This window comes from Cellulosimicrobium sp. NPDC030954, from assembly GCF_055571305.1.
This window is the reverse complement of record NZ_JBVIFN010000002.1, coordinates 276,829-291,545: the sequence shown is the minus strand read 5'-3', so window position 1 is coordinate 291,545 and position 14,717 is coordinate 276,829. Positions and strand designations below refer to the sequence as shown.

Genomic DNA, 14,717 nt, shown 5'->3' with positions numbered 1-14,717 from the left:
TGTACTCCTCCGCCGTCCGTGCCCCGCGGACGTCCGCTCCTCGGGCACGTCGCGCGACGGTGCGCCACGGCGGCCCGCGCGCGCCCCTCGTGCACGGCACGACGACGCCCGGCCGCCTCCGAGGAGGTCGGCCGGGCGTCGTCGGTCGGTCAGCGGCGCGAGCGCAGCGCGGCGTCGACGGCGGGGTCGCCGAGGTTGCCGAGCCATTCCAGCAGCGCGGGGTAGGTGGACGGGTTGGCCGCCACCTGGGGCCGCAGGTGCGGCGCGTCCTGGACGATCTGCGCGAGCACCTCGAGCGGCGTGCTCGGGTCGAGCGCCTGGGCGGCCGTGAACCCCGGGGCCTGGGCGGGCTGCGCCGGCGGGGAGTACGACGGCTGCGGCTGCGCCGCGGGCTGCTGCCCGTACCCGGCGCCGTAGCCCTGCTGGCCGTGCTGCTGGCCGTACCCCTGCCCGTAACCCCGCGCGGGGTACCCGGCGCCGGGCTGCGCGGTCGGCTGCGGGCCGGTGCCCGGCTGTCCCTCCTGGTACGCCGGCATGACGGCGGTCGAGGGGCCCTGGTCGGGGTCCAGCCCCGGGCGCGCCGCGTACCCGCTGCGCTCGGGCTCGACCTGCTGGACCGGGAGGACCTCGGTCGCGTCGCCGCCCGCGGGCGCCCAGCGGTCCTGCCCGGGCTGCTGCGTGGCGACCGGTCCGGTGTGCGCGGCACCCGGGTACGCGGTGGCGCCGTGCGGTGCCCCGGTGTAGGCGCCGGTCGGCGGCTGTGCCGCCACCGGCCCGGCCGGCGCCACGGGCGCCGGACGGACCGGCTTGGGCGCGGGCGGCTGCCAGACGTACGCCTGCGCCGCCTCCCCGGCGGCAGCGGCGGGCACCGGACGGTGCTCGGCGAAGTACGCGCGCACCTCGCGCGGGACCGTCAGGGCGCCGACGACGAGCAACGGCAGCCCGAAGGCGAGGAGCACGTGCTCGACGCCGCCGCCGAGCACGACCCGGTTGGACGTCACGACGAGCAGGACGATGCCCAGCAGGGCCACGGCGCCGGCGCCACCGAGGGCGAGCGGACGGCCCGTCGTCGCGTCGCGGGCGAGCGAGCGGCGCGCGACGAACGCGACGGCCGCCGCGAGCACGCCCACCACGACGGCGAGCACGACGGGCACGCCCCGGGCGCCGTCGGCCAGCGTGAGCACGGCGCTCACGGCGACGTACCCCGCGACGACGAGCGCGAGGTCGAGGGCGTTCACGGCGACGCGGACCCAGGTCGTCACGGGGTCGGCCGCGGTCATCGCCCGGTGCACGGCGGGCGCCGCGGCGATCGCCGCGAGCGCCGGGACGAGCACGAGCCCGAACCGGCCGCCGTGCGTGCTCTCGATCGTGACGAGGCCGTTGTTGCCCGAGCCGAGCACGAACGCCACCGCGAGGATGACGCCCAGCCCGACGAGCGTGAGGCGCGCCGCCTCGGACCGGCGCCACGTCCCGTACGTCGGCAGGCCGACGAGCGCGAGGACGAACAGCGCGGAGACGAGCACGAGCAGGACGAAGAGCGCGCCGCCGAGGCGGGTCCCCGTGACGGTGAGGATGATCGTGAGCAGGACGGTCACCGCCAGGACGGCGGCCCCCACGAGGAGCGCCTGGAGCCAGCGGTTCGAGACCGCGCGGTCCTGGTCCTCGGGGCCCAGCTCGCTCTCGCGCGGCTGCGCCGCGAGGAGCGCGCCCGCGAGACCGAGCGCGGCCGCGGAGCCGACGCCGCCCCAGCCGTCGCCGAAGTCCCCACCCCCGACGACGTCGACGACGAGGTAGACGCCCACGAGCAGGACGTACGGGGCGTTGGCGAGCAGGCGGACGGTGCGCGTCGTGTGCACGGTCCACGTCGCGGGCAGCACCCCGGTGCGGGCCAGGTACGGCAGCGCCAGGGTGAGCAGGGAGAGGATCGTCAGCAGGACGACCTCGATCTTGTCGGACGCGCGGCTCGCGACGTCCCACGGCAGCGCGAGGGACACGAGCAGCAGGAGCGCCGCGACGCCGTCGCGCACGTAGTCGCTCACGGGCATCCCGGCGAAGGGCGAGACCGGACCCGGTGCGGCGGCTGCGGCCGCCTGCTCGGCGGGAGCCTCGGCCCCCTCCGCGCCGCCCGGTCGGCCGTCGTCCCCGGCGCTCGGCTCGGCAGGTGCCCCGCCGGGTGCGCGCTCGGCCGAGGAGTCCCCGTCACCCACCGCGACGCCGTCGGGCGCCGTGGTCGGCCCGGTGCCCGCAGCGCGCGGCTGCGGGTCCTCGGCCGGCTCTGTCTGGTTGGTCATCGTGCACTCCCTACGCTGTCGCGCCGTGCCGTACGCACGCACGCCGGCCCGACGGGCCCCGACCGTTTCTACCGGTTCATCACGTGCGTCTTCAAGCGCCCACGCGGCGCGGACCCCGATCCGACGGACGGCTCAGGACACGGCCGTCAGCCGGTCGACGCCGAGCAGGAAGAGCCGGCCCTCGACGGCGACCACGTGGTACGTGTCCTCGGGCAGGGCCCAGCGCCACTCGACGGCACCGTCGTCGAGCGCGAGCGACACGAGCGCCTGACCCTCGCGGCCGCGCTCGGTCACGAAGAGCGACCGTCCGTCCGTGAGCACCGGCCACGGCCCGCTGTCGTCGACGTCCACGGCCCAGACCTCCTCGCCGGTGCGCGCGTCGACGCTGCGATAGGCCGAGTCCGTCTGGACGACGACGCGCCCGTCGACGCGAGCGACGGCCCGCAGGCCGGTCCCCGGGAGGGACCAGAGCTCCGAGCCGGTCGCTGCGTCGACCCCCACGATGCTCCCGAACGTGTTCGTGACGATCACGCCCGGTGCGGACCCGTCCGAGAGGGGCGCCTCGAGGACGCGGCCCTTGATCCGGAAGTCCGGCTCGCCCGCCGCCGTGAACACCGTCGCCGTGCCGCGCCCGTACTCGTTCCCGACGTAGCGGCCGTCCTGGAGCCGCACGATCGTCCACACGTCGTCCTCGACGAGCGCGCGGCCGTCCTCCGTGAGCGCCGCGGCGACGCCCGGCGCCAGGACGTCGACCACCCCGCGGCGGACGTCGAGCACGACGTCGCCCCCGCGCCCGAGCCCGTCGTGCGGGAGCGACCGGTCCCAGCGGACCTCTCCGGTCGCCGCGTCCTCGCGCACGAGCGCGACCTCGCCGCCCCGCCACCACGCGCGCACGACGTCGGTGGCGCCGACCGGCACGACCGACAGGCGGCCGGCGGTCTCGACCGTGCGGTCGCCGACGACCTCGCCCGTCGCGGACCGGACGGTGACCAGCCGGGCGACCTGCTCGCGCCACCCCGACGGCACGGCGCACACCACCACCTCCCGGGCGGGCTCGCCCTGGGCCGGCAGGCACGTGGCGCGGTCCCCGAGGCGCTCGGACCGCCAGATCTCCGAGCCGTCGTCGACCGAGTACGCGGTGAGGCCGTCGTCGACCGTCACGACGGCGCCCAGCGCCGGGACGACCTCGGAGCCCGGCGCGACCGGGACGGACCAGCGCGGCTCGGGCGGCTCCTCGAGCGGGCGCAGCCCGCCGGCGAGCGCGGTGACGTCGACGGGCCGCGCGTCCTCCATCGAGGCCGTGAAGGCGACCGAGCCCGCGAACGCGGCGGCGACCGCGACGGCGACCCACGGGACGGGGTGCGCGTACCAGGCGCGGCGCGGCGCGTCCGTGCCACCGCTCCCCCGGGACCGTCCTCGCCCGCGCGCGGTCCGGGCGGATCCCGCCGGGGGCGTCGAGGGTCGCGACGCGCGCCCCGCGCCCCGGGGGCGCGGGCCACGACGCCCCTCGCTCGGGGTGCCCGGGTCCGTGCACCCCGACCGGTCGCCGTCGCGCGCGGCCTCCGGCTCGCCGTCGAACACGGCGTCGAAGCGCTCGTCCGTGCGCAGCTCGGGAGGCAGGAGCTCGAAGCGGACGGCGCCCGCCGACGCGCTGGCACCGTCCGTCGTCGGCTCGTGGGTGGCGTGCCCGGCACGAGCCGCCCGGTCCTGCGCGAGCCGACGGCGCCTCACCTGTCCACGATACGCACGCGGTGGCGCCCGCGCCCGGGCGGGCGGTCAGATGCCGAGCTGGTACACGCCCCAGTACGCGACGATCACGAGGAGGATCGCGGCACCCGCGACGACGCACCACAGCATGACGCGCGTCGTCAGGCCGCGCGCGACCCGCAGCACCCCGGCACGGCCCTCCTCGACGACGCCCGGGCCGGCCGCGTCGGCGAGGTCCGCCGCGGCGCGCCGAGCCGTCCGGACCTCGGCGGAGCGGTTGATCAGGAGGGCCGCGGCGACGAGCGTCGCGAGCCCGACGAGGCGCACCCCGATCCAGCCGCCCTGCACGACCCAGGCGTCCTTCTCGTAGTCCAGGGCGAGCCGGGCGACGGCGACCAGGTAGACCACGAGGGCCACCGTCGTCCCGAGGGCTCCCACCCCGAGCCCGGCGAGCGGCGCGCGGAAGCCGGGCGCGAGACCGGCGGGCGCGCTCGGGCGCCCGGCGACGCGGCGCAGACGGCGCACGAGCCCCCCGGCGAGCCCGACGAGCGGCCCGAGCACGAGGAGGCCCACCGCGCCGAGCACGAGCCCGACCAGGAGGTCGCCGTTGCCGAGCCAGCGCGGGGTCGGGACGGGCCCGGCGAGGTACTGCTGGTTCGGCTCGGCGCCGGCCACCTGCGGCTGCGCGGTCGCGCTGTCCGGGAGGGACGTGATCCAGGCGCCGAGGTCGCGCGGGAAGTCGGGAACGAGCACCTCGTCGATCTTGATCCCGTGGTTCGCGTCCTCGTAGAACCGGACGGTGACGTCGGCGCCGCCCGACGCCGACGACGGCCCCGTCGCGTCGAGGATCTGCCGCGCCCCCTGCTCGACCGGCATCGACGGGTCCGCGGTGCCGTAGACCACGAGGACGGGCTGGGTGAGCCGCTCGAGGAACGGCTCGACGTCGAAGTCGGCGTACTCGAACCCGCCCCCGGGGATCGCCATGCCGACCGCGCGCGGGATCGCCCGGAACACCCCGTGCGGGACGTCCGTGTTGCGCAGGTAGCTGTCGACCGCGAACGCGGCCTGCTGCCGCGGCGGCACGACCGGGGCGGACACGAGCACGGAGAACGCGATCGTCGGGTCCGCCACCGCCATGACCGGCACGATCCACGTGCCCTCCGACTCGCCGTACAGTCCCACCTGCTCCGGGTCGACCCCGGGCCGCGCGCGCAGCAGGTCGACCGAGTGCTCGTAGTCGCGCGCCATCGCCTCGTAGTCGCGGTGACGCGTCGTGTACGTGTCGAGGCGCTTGTCGGGCACGAGGGTGACGACGCCGGCGCTCGCGAGGTCGGTCGCGACGTCCACGAAGGCCTCCGTCGCCAGGCCCGTGCCCGCGCCGTGCACGAACACCACGCCCGGGAGGTCGTCCCCCGCGTCGACGGGCTCGCGCAGGATGCCGCCGACCGTCGCGCCGTCGAGCCGGATCGTCACGTCCGTCTCGCGCACGTCGTACGTGCCGACGGGGTCGGCGCCGCCGGGGGGCTGGCCGCCGATCGTCGTGTCGGGCGTCGCGGGCTCCAGGTGCTCGGTCACGGGCACCGGGTCCCACTGCGGTCCCGTGATCGCCCCGACGATCGCGAGGACGATCGCGAGGGCGGCGGTGGTCGCGGCGGTCCGGAAGATCACCGGGGAATCGTACGTCGCACCCCGGACGCCGGTCCCTGGTGACGCCCCGACGACCGGGCGGGGGCCATCCCCCCGACCGGTCGCCCGCGGAGCCTCAGAAGCCGAGGCGGTGGAGCTGCTTCGGGTCGCGCTGCCAGTCCTTGGCGACCTTCACGTGCAGGTCGAGGAAGACGCGGGTCCCGAGGAGCGCCTCGACGCCGTGCCGGGCGCGCGTGCCGACGTCGCGCAGCCGCGAGCCGCCCCGGCCGATGACGATCGCCTTCTGCGAGTCGCGCTCGACGAAGAGGTTGACCCGCACGTCGAGCAAGGGCGGGCGACCGGTCGCCTCGTCGCCGCTGCCCTCGCGGGGCACGATCTCCTCGACCTGGACGGCGAGCGAGTGCGGCAGCTCGTCGCGCACGCCCTCGAGCGCGGCCTCGCGCACGAGCTCGGCGACCATGACGGCCTCGGGCTCGTCGGTGAGCTCGCCGCCCGGGTAGAGCTCCGGGCCTTCCGGCAGGTGGGACACGAGGACGTCGGTGAGGACGTCGACCTGGTACCCGTCCTGCGCGGAGACCGGGACGATGTCCGCCCAGCCGCCCGCGATCTCCCCGAGCCGGTCGACGGCGAGCAGGTGCGCGGCCAGCGTGCCGCGGTCCACGAGGTCGGCCTTCGTCACGACGGCGACCACCGGCGTGCCGCGGCGCCCGCGCATGAGCTCGGCGAGCTCGTTCGCGATGAACCGGTCGCCCGGCCCGATCTTCTGGTCCGCCGGCAGGCAGAACGCGATGACGTCGACCTCCGTCAACGTCTCGCGCACGAGGTCGTTGAGGCGCTCCCCGAGCAGCGTGCGGGGCCGGTGCAGGCCGGGGGTGTCGACGAGCACGAGCTGCGCGTCGGGGCGGTGCACGATCCCGCGGATCGTGTGCCGGGTCGTCTGCGGCCGCCCGGACGTGATGGCGACCTTCTGGCCCACGAGGGCGTTGGTCAGGGTCGACTTGCCGGCGTTGGGCCGCCCGACCAGGCAGGCGAATCCGGAGCGGTGCTCGGGGGTGGTCGTGCTCACGGGGTGTCCTTCACGGTCGGGAGGGAGGGTCGGGTGTCGGCCGGGGTCTCCGGCTCGTGGGGCGCCGCGGGCGGCGCCACGGACGGTGCGGCGGCGTGGGAGACGAGGACGGTCGCGAGCTGCTTGCGCCGGCCCTCGACCCGGTCGGCCTCGATCCGCAGGCCGTGGACGTCGGCCACGGAGCCGGGCAGCGGGACCTTGCCGAGGGTCTTGGCGAGCAGGCCGCCGACGGTGTCCACGTCGTCGTCGTCCAGGTCGAGCCCGAAGAGCTCGCCGAGCTCGTCCACGCCGAGGCGCGCGGGCACGCGCAGCACGCCCTCGCCGAGGTCCTCGACCTCGGGCTCGGGCCGGTCGTGCTCGTCGGTCAGCTCGCCGACGATCTCCTCGAGCGCGTCCTCGATCGTCACGAGGCCCGCGATCCCGCCGTACTCGTCGACGACCATCGCGATGTGCGACGACGACGCCTGCATCTCGCGCAGGAGGTCGTCGACGGGCTTGGACTCGGGCACGAAGATCGCGGCGCGCGCGACGTCGCCGACCGGCCGGGCGTCCGCCCCCGGGCCGCCGTGCAGCACGCGCACGACGTCCTTGAAGTAGGCGACGCCCACGAGGTCGTCCGCGGACGTCCCGGTCACGGGGATGCGGGAGAAGCCCGAGCGCAGGAACAGGGACAGCGTCTTGCGCAGCGGCGTGTCCCGCGAGGTCGTGACCATGTCCGTGCGCGGCACCATGACCTCGCGCGTGAGCGTGCTGCCCAGCTCGAAGACGGAGCGGATGAGCTCGCGCTCCTCCTCCTCGATGACGTCGGACTCGTTCACCCGGTCCACCATGTCCTGGAGCTCGCGCTCGTGCGCGCCCGAGTCGGGCGCGGGCGCGAGGCGCGTGAGCCAGCGGGTCGCGGCGACGATCCCCGTGAGCAGGCCGGAGAGCGCGAGCAGGACGCGGACGGCGTGCCGGCGGCCCAGCGACCGGGGGCTGACGCGCACCACGAGGAGACCGACGACGACGCTCACCGCGAGCGCGACGAGCAGGACCTGCCACCACGGCTCGAGCCACGCCGCGACCAGCAGCGTGAGGCACGTGATCGCGGCGACCTCGGCGACGACGCGCACGAAGCCGACGGATCGGGCCGTCGCCGCCGGGTCGACGAGCAGGGCCAGCGCACGGCGCCCCGAGGGCCGCGGCGGGGTCGTCAGGTCGTCGCCGAGCGCGGCCTCGCTCACCGCCGCGCGCGTGACGCGCAGCACCGCCGCCTCGCCGGCGCTCAGCGCCGCGGCGAGCACGACCGTCAGGACGGTCAGGACCGCCAGGAGCGCGACGGGTTCGCCGCTCACCGGCCCGCGAGGAAGGTCAGGAGCAGCTTGCGCTGCAGCGCGAACATCTCCTTCTCCTCCTCCGGCTCGGCGTGGTCGTAGCCGAGCAGGTGCAGGATGCCGTGCGTCGTGAGCAGCAGCATCTCCTCCGCCGTCGAGTGGCCCGCGGTCACCGCCTGCTGCGCGGCGACCTCCGGGCACAGCACGACGTCGCCGAGCTGGCCGGGGCCGGACACCTCGCCGTCGCGGCCGGGCCGCAGCTCGTCCATGGGGAACGAGAGCACGTCCGTCGGGCCCGGCTCGTCCATCCAGCGCACGTGCAGCTCGGTCATGACGTCCGTGTCGACGAAGAGGATCGACAGCTCGCTCTGCGGGTGCACGCGCATCGCGTCGAGCACGTAGCGCGCGAGCGCCGCGAACTCGGCCTCGTCGACCTCGGTCTCCGTCTCGTTGTTGACCTCGATGCTCACGCGTCGTCCCTCGTCCGTCGGTCCCTGCCCGCGGGGCGTCCGCGGCGCTCGTTGTCGCGGCGACGCGGTCCGCCGCCCGTCCCCTGTCGTGCCCCGGCGCCGGACGTGAGGTCCCACCGCGCGTACGCGTCGATGATCTCGCTCACCAGCCGGTGGCGCACCACGTCCGACGAGGTGAGGCGGCAGAACTCGACGTCGTCCACGCCCGTGAGGACGTCCTCGATCACGCGCAGCCCCGACTGGGTGCCGCCGGGCAGGTCCACCTGCGTCGCGTCGCCCGTGATGACCATGCGCGACCCGAACCCGAGGCGCGTGAGGAACATCTTCATCTGCTCGGTCGTCGTGTTCTGCGCCTCGTCGAGGATGATGAAGGAGTCGTTCAACGAGCGACCCCTCATGAACGCCAGCGGCGCGACCTCGATCGTGCCCGCCTCGATGAGCTTGGGGATCGAGTCGGGGTCGATCATGTCGTGCAGCGCGTCGTACAGCGGGCGCAGGTACGGGTCGATCTTCTCCGTGAGCGAGCCGGGCAGGAACCCGAGCCGCTCCCCCGCCTCGACCGCCGGGCGCGTGAGGATGATCCGGTTGACCTGCTTGGACTGCAGCGCCTGCACGGCCTTGGCCATCGCGAGGTACGTCTTGCCCGTGCCCGCGGGCCCGATGCCGAACGTGATGGTGCTCGCGTCGATCGCCTCGACGTAGCGCTTCTGCCCCACGGTCTTGGGCCGGATCGTGCGCCCGCGGCTCGACAGGATGTTGAGCGTCAGCACCTCGGCCGGTCGCGACGCCGTCGCGGCCGTGAGCATCGAGATGGAGCGCGACACGACGTCGGCCGTGAGCTGCGTGCCGGCCTCCACGACCTCGACGAGCTCGTCGAGCAGGCGCGAGGCGAGCGCGACGTCCCCCGGAGGACCGGAGACCGCGATCTCGTTGCCGCGCACGTGCACGTCGACCGAGCCGAACCCCTCCTCGACGGCCCGGAGCACGGAGTCGCGGCTGCCGAGGAGCGCCACCATCGGCACGTGGTTCGGGATGACGATGCGGTGCTCGACCCGGTGCGGCTGAGGGTCGGGTTCTCGGGACAGAGAGGTCATGAGCCGGCTTGCGCCGCTGCGCTCCTTCGGTCGGACGGTGGGTCCGGGGCCGCCACGGCCCCGCAGATCGCCTCCATCGTACCGAGCGCGCCCGGGCGTCACACGTCCTTTCGCGCAGGGCTCAGGCGGGCGTCCAGCCGAGCTCCGCGCCGGCGATGACGTGCCCGTGCACGTGGAACACGCTCTGCCCGGCGCGCGGACCCGAGTTGAAGATGAGGCGGAACTGGCCGTCGGCCTGGTCGCCCGCGACCTCGTCGGCGAGCGCGACGACGTCGCTCAGCAGCTCCGGGTCGGCGGCCGCGAGCTGGGCGATGTCGCCGTGGTGGTCGCGCGGCACGACGAGCACGTGCACGGGTGCCTGGGGGTCGATGTCCCGGAAGGCGATCGAGCGCTCGCTCGTCGCCACGACGTCGGCGGGCAGCTCGCCCGCGACGATGCGGCAGAAGAGGCAGTCCGGGTCCGTGCGCGCGTCGGTGCTCGTCATGACCCCGAGGCTAGTCCAGGCGCGGCCGCCACGCCCCAGCGGCCGAGCCGCTCGGCGAGGAGGGCAACGGCGACGGGACCGGCGGTCGACGTGCGCAGCACGTGCGGGCCCAGCCGGGCCGCGACCGCGCCGGCCGCCGTGAGGTCGGCGACCTCGCGGTCGGAGATCCCGCCCTCGGGGCCGACGACGACCAGCACCTCGGGCGCCGCCCCGCCGTCGGCGGTCGGGCCGTCGGGCAGCGCGACGTCCGCGAGCGGCGTCACGGCCTCCTCGTGCAGCACGATCGCCCGCCCGCCGGCCGCGACGACGTCGCTCACGCGCGCCGCGAGGCCGCGCGAGTCGACGGCCACCTCGACCTGCGGCAGGCGCGCGCGCCGCGCCTGCTTGGTCGCCGTGCGGACGGTCGCGAGCCAACGCGCACGGGACTTCGCGGCGCGCTCGCCCCGCCACACCACGACGGAGCGCTCCGCCTGCCAGGGGACCACGACGTCGACCCCGATCTCGGTCGCCGCCTCGATCGCCATCTCGTCCCGGTCGCCCTTGGCCAGGGCCTGCACGAGCGTCACGACGACCGCGGGCGCGGGCTCCCGGTCGACCTCCTGGACGAGCAGGGTCACGCGGCCCGCGTCGGCGTGCTCGACGACGCAGAGCAGGCGCAGGCCGTCCCCGTCCACGACGTCGACCCGCTCGCCCGCCCCGCGGCGCTGGACGACGCCCGCGTGGCGGCCCTCCGCCCCGTCGAGGACGTAACGGTCGCCGGGCGCGACGGCATCGAGCCCGGTCTCGGCGAGGAACACCGGAGCACTCACGCGCCCGCTCCCCTCAGCGTCCGGAGAGCTTGTCGCGCAGGCGCGAGAACACGCCGGGGTGCGCCGCGGACAGACGCGGCTCGGGCCGCTCCTCGCCACGCATCGCGGCGAGCGAGCGCAGGAGCTGCTCCTGCTCCTCGCTGAGCTCGCGCGGCACCTGGACCTCGATGTGGACGTTGAGGTCCCCGCGGCCGCTGCCGTGCAGGTGCCCCACGCCGAGGTTCTTCAGCGTGACGATCTGCCCCGGCTGCGTGCCCGGGCGCAGGTCGATCTCCTGCGCCCCGTCGAGCGTCTCGAGCTCGAGCACCGTGCCGAGCGCCGCCGCCGTCATGGGCACCTGGAGGGTGCAGTGCAGGTCGTCGCCGCGGCGCACGAACGTGTCGTGGTTGCGCTCGCGGATCTCGACGTAGAGGTCGCCCGCCGGGCCGCCGGCCGGGCCGACCTCGCCCTGCGCGGTGAGCTTGATGCGCGTGCCGGTGTCGACGCCCGCGGGGACGTTGACCGTGAGGCTGCGGCGGCTGCGCACGCGGCCCTCGCCCGAGCACTCGGCGCACGGCTCGGGGATGACGGTGCCGAAGCCCTGGCACGCGGCGCACGGGGCGCTCGTCATGACCTGGCCGAGGAACGAGCGCGCGACGCGCTGGACCGTGCCGCGGCCGTGGCAGACGTCGCACGTGCGCGGCGAGGTGCCCGGGCGACAGCACGAGCCGCCGCACGTCCCGCACACGACCGCCGTGTCCACCTGGAGCTCGCGCTGCGCGCCGAACGTGGCCTCGGACAGGTCGATGTCGAGCCGCACGAGCGCGTCCTGGCCGCGCCGGGCGCGCGGGATGGGACCCTGCTGCGCCTGGCCGCCGCCGAAGAACGTCTCGAAGATGTCCTGGAAGCCGAACCCGCCGCCCATGGGGCCGGCACCCCCGCCGGGGGCGCTCGGGTCGACGCCGAGGTCGTACTGCTGGCGCTTCTCCGGGTTGGAGAGCACCTCGTACGCGCGCGCCACGTCCTTGAAGCGGTCGCCCGCCTCCTCGCCCGCGACGTCCGGGTGCAGCTCGCGCGCGAGCTTGCGGTACGCCTTCTTGATCTGGTCCTGGCTGGCGTCGCGCGCCACGCCCAGGATCTCGTAGTAGTCGCTCACACGTCACTCTCTGCTGGTGCGGGTCGTGAGGCCGGCACGGGGCCGGTCGTGAAGGGTCTGGTGCGGGTCGTGAGGCCGGCACGGGGCGGGTCGTCGAGGGTGCCTGCCGCGTGCGGGGAGGCCGCGGCGGGGCTCACGTGCCGAGCACCCGAGACAGGTAGCGCGCGACGGCGCGCACCGCCGCGATGGTCCCGGGGTAGTCCATGCGGGTCGGCCCGATCGAGCCGACGAGGGCGACCGTGTCACCGTCGTTACCGTAACCGGTCGTCACGACGGAGGTCTCCACGAGGCCCTCGAGCTGGGTCTCGTGCCCGATCCGCACGCTCACGCCGGACTCGGCGGCCATCTCCGTGAGCAGGCCCAGGAGGACGACCTGCTCCTCGAGCGCCTCGAGGACCGGGCGCAGCGCGTGCTCGAACCGCATGCCCGCCCGGGCCAGGTTCGCCGTGCCCGCGAGCACGAGGCGCTCCTCGCTCTCCTCGGCGAGCGTCTGGGCGACGAGGTCGCCCACCGCGCGCACGAGCGGGGCGTCGTCGGGGTGGAAGCTCTCCGTCACCGCGGCGAGGCCCGTCGCGAGGTCCGTGAGGCGCTTGCCGGCCGCGGCGGCGTTGAGCCGCGCACGGACCTCGACGAGGGTGCCCTCGTCCGGCACGTTCGCGACCTCGAGCGTGCGCTGCTCGACGCGCCCGGTGTCGGTGATGATCACGACGAGCAGGCGCGACTCCCCGACCGGCACGAGCTCGAGGTGACGCAGCCCGGACCGGCTCAGCGACGGGTACTGCACGACCGCGACCTGGCCCGTGAGCTGCGCCAGCAGCCGGCCGGCGCGCGCGATGACGTCGTCGAGGTCCACGCCCTCGGACAGGAACGTCTCGATGGCGCGCTTCTCCGGCGCGGACAGCGGCTTGACGCCCGAGAGGCGGTCGACGAAGAGGCGGTAGCCCTTGTCCGTGGGGATGCGGCCCGCGGACGTGTGCGGCTGCGCGATGTACCCGGCGTCCTCGAGAGCCGCCATGTCGTTGCGGATCGTCGCGGGCGACACGCCGAGGCCGTGCCGCTCGGTGAGCACGCGCGACCCCACGGGCTCGCGCGTGAGGACGTAGTCCTCGACGATCGCCCGCAGCACCTCGAGCCGGCGCTCCTCGCTCACGTCCACCTCCGTGTGCCGCACCGTCGCCGCCCCGGGCGGGCGCGCGGGCGTCGGCACTCTCGACCTCCGAGTGCCAATCCTACGCGTCCGCGCGGCCCGTCCCGCGGTCCTCCGCTCGCCGCGAACGCAGGTCGGCGAGCCCGACGACGAGCGCGAGCGCGACGAGCACGATCGTCACGAGCAGCGCCCTCCCCGTCGCGTGCGCCGCCGTGTCGCCGCCCGCGAGGCCCCCGTAGTACACGGAGAGCACGATCGAGATGCCGACCGCCGACCCGATGCGCTGCCCGAGCTGCAGCATGCTCCCCGCGACGCCCGCGCGGCTCACGGGCACCTCGGACAGCGTGAGGGTCTGGTTCGGGGCGATGACCGTCCCGCTGCCCGCCCCGGCGACCAGCAGGGCGCCCGCGAGCGCCGGCCCGACGGCGGCGGGGTCGTCCCCGAGCAGCCGCACGACGGCGTCGGCCACGACGACCCCGACGAGGACGAGCGCCAGCCCGCCGACGACGAGCTGCCGGCCCCAGCGCGCGACCCACCGCCCCGAGAACCACGCCGACACCCCGGACGCCACGGCGAACGGCGTCCCGACGAGCCCCGCCTGCAGCGGCGTGTAGCCGAGCTCGTCCTGCAGGTAGAGGGTGACCACGAGGAAGATGCCCGTGAAGCCCGCGAAGTAGGCGAGGCCGAGCAGCGCGCCGTTGCGGAACGATCCGAGCCCGACGACCTGCGGGTCGAGCACCGCCTCGCCGGTGCGCCGCTGGTACCGGCGCTCCCAGACGACGGCAGCGAGCCCCGCCGCGGCGGCGACAACCAGCCACCACCAGCGCGAGGCGTCGTCGCCGCGGCCGGTCGTCGTGACGAACGGCATCATGACGCCGAGCGTCGCCGCGCCGAGCAGCGCCAGCCCGACGAGGTCGAGGCGGCGCGGGCCCCGCGCGGTGCGTGCGGCGCCGGGCGGTGGGGCGGGCACGAGGCGCCAGGCGAAGGGCAGCAGGACGGCGACGACGGGCAGGTTGACGAGGAAGACCCACCGCCACCCGGACGCAGAGCCGGCCGCCGCGATGATGAGGCCGCCGAGCAGGGGGCCGAGCGCCGTCGAGACCCCGATCGTCGCGCCGAACATGCCGAACGCGCGGCCGCGCTCGAACCCGGAGAACTGCTGCTGGATGAGCCCGACGACCTGCGGGTTGAGGACGCCCGCGCTCACGCCCTGCAGCAGCCGCGCGACGGCGAGCCACCCGTCCGTCGGCGCGAGCCCGCACGCGAGGCTCATGAGCGCGAACCCGACCAGCCCGGCGATGAACAGGGACCGTCGGGCGCCGGCGTCACCGAGCCGGCCGGCGGGCACGAGCGCGAGCCCGAACGCGAGCGTGTAGCCCGCGACGACGAGCTGGAGCTGCGTCGGCCCCGCGTCCAGCGACGACTCGATCGACGGGAGGGCGACGTTGACGATCGACACGTCGAGCGTCGTGATGAAGCCGACCGCGAGGCAGACGGGCAGCACGCGCCAGCGGTTCGGGTCCGGCTCGGCGCGCTGCGGGCTCACCGCTCCGT

General features: G+C 75.6%; 12 protein-coding genes. All 12 read right to left on the bottom strand.

What is annotated here, in order from left to right; translation table 11 throughout:
- Positions 1-149: 149 nt before the first annotated feature.
- The gene (locus tag ACZ402_RS06290; RefSeq protein ID WP_375824797.1) at positions 150-2,291 is read right to left on the bottom strand and encodes a DUF7937 domain-containing protein; all 2,142 of its coding nucleotides are present in this window, start codon (positions 2,289-2,291) and stop codon (positions 150-152) included.
- 132 nt (positions 2,292-2,423) lie between these two features.
- Entirely contained in the window at positions 2,424-4,022 is a 1,599-nt protein-coding gene (locus tag ACZ402_RS06285) for an outer membrane protein assembly factor BamB family protein (protein WP_375824798.1), read from the bottom strand.
- A gap of 45 nt (positions 4,023-4,067) precedes the next feature.
- Complete coding sequence (locus tag ACZ402_RS06280) at positions 4,068-5,666, bottom strand: alpha/beta hydrolase family protein (protein WP_375824799.1); 1,599 nt, start codon at positions 5,664-5,666, stop codon at positions 4,068-4,070.
- Positions 5,667-5,760: 94 nt separating this feature from the next.
- Positions 5,761-6,711, bottom strand: a complete 951-nt coding sequence (era, locus tag ACZ402_RS06275; protein ID WP_375824800.1) for a GTPase Era — start codon at positions 6,709-6,711, stop codon at positions 5,761-5,763.
- Entirely contained in the window at positions 6,708-8,045 is a 1,338-nt protein-coding gene (locus ACZ402_RS06270; RefSeq protein WP_375824801.1) for a hemolysin family protein, read from the bottom strand. Before ACZ402_RS06270 ends, era begins: the two co-directional genes overlap by 4 nt.
- The gene (ybeY, locus tag ACZ402_RS06265) at positions 8,042-8,494 is read right to left on the bottom strand and encodes an rRNA maturation RNase YbeY (RefSeq protein WP_141390808.1); all 453 of its coding nucleotides are present in this window, start codon (positions 8,492-8,494) and stop codon (positions 8,042-8,044) included. Before ybeY ends, ACZ402_RS06270 begins: the two co-directional genes overlap by 4 nt.
- Complete coding sequence (locus ACZ402_RS06260) at positions 8,491-9,588, bottom strand: PhoH family protein (RefSeq protein ID WP_375824802.1); 1,098 nt, start codon at positions 9,586-9,588, stop codon at positions 8,491-8,493. Before ACZ402_RS06260 ends, ybeY begins: the two co-directional genes overlap by 4 nt.
- 121 nt (positions 9,589-9,709) lie before the next feature.
- Positions 9,710-10,072: an HIT domain-containing protein gene (locus ACZ402_RS06255; protein WP_047232993.1), complete on the bottom strand. Its 363-nt coding sequence runs from the start codon at positions 10,070-10,072 to the stop codon at positions 9,710-9,712.
- Positions 10,069-10,881 carry a 16S rRNA (uracil(1498)-N(3))-methyltransferase gene (locus ACZ402_RS06250; RefSeq protein WP_375824803.1) on the bottom strand — a complete coding sequence of 271 codons (813 nt, stop codon included), beginning with the start codon at positions 10,879-10,881 and terminating at the stop codon, positions 10,069-10,071. The genes ACZ402_RS06255 and ACZ402_RS06250 overlap by 4 nt, the downstream gene beginning before the upstream one ends.
- A 13-nt stretch (positions 10,882-10,894) precedes the next feature.
- Positions 10,895-12,016 carry a molecular chaperone DnaJ gene (dnaJ, locus tag ACZ402_RS06245; protein ID WP_375824804.1) on the bottom strand — a complete coding sequence of 374 codons (1,122 nt, stop codon included), beginning with the start codon at positions 12,014-12,016 and terminating at the stop codon, positions 10,895-10,897.
- Between the two features lie 133 nt (positions 12,017-12,149).
- Positions 12,150-13,166, bottom strand: coding sequence for a heat-inducible transcriptional repressor HrcA (gene hrcA / locus ACZ402_RS06240; protein WP_375824805.1), 1,017 nt, complete (start codon positions 13,164-13,166; stop codon positions 12,150-12,152).
- Positions 13,167-13,245: 79 nt separating this feature from the next.
- Positions 13,246-14,709, bottom strand: a complete 1,464-nt coding sequence (locus ACZ402_RS06235) for an MFS transporter (RefSeq protein ID WP_375824806.1) — start codon at positions 14,707-14,709, stop codon at positions 13,246-13,248.
- Positions 14,710-14,717 lie beyond the last annotated feature (8 nt).

Coding starts and splice junctions, on each gene's coding strand:
- ACZ402_RS06290 (WP_375824797.1), bottom strand. CDS start 2,291: ATGACCAACCAGACAGAGCCGGCCGAGGACCCGCAGCCGCGCGCTGCG.
- ACZ402_RS06260 (WP_375824802.1), bottom strand. CDS start 9,588: ATGACCTCTCTGTCCCGAGAACCCGACCCTCAGCCGCACCGGGTCGAG.
- ACZ402_RS06255 (WP_047232993.1), bottom strand. CDS start 10,072: ATGACGAGCACCGACGCGCGCACGGACCCGGACTGCCTCTTCTGCCGC.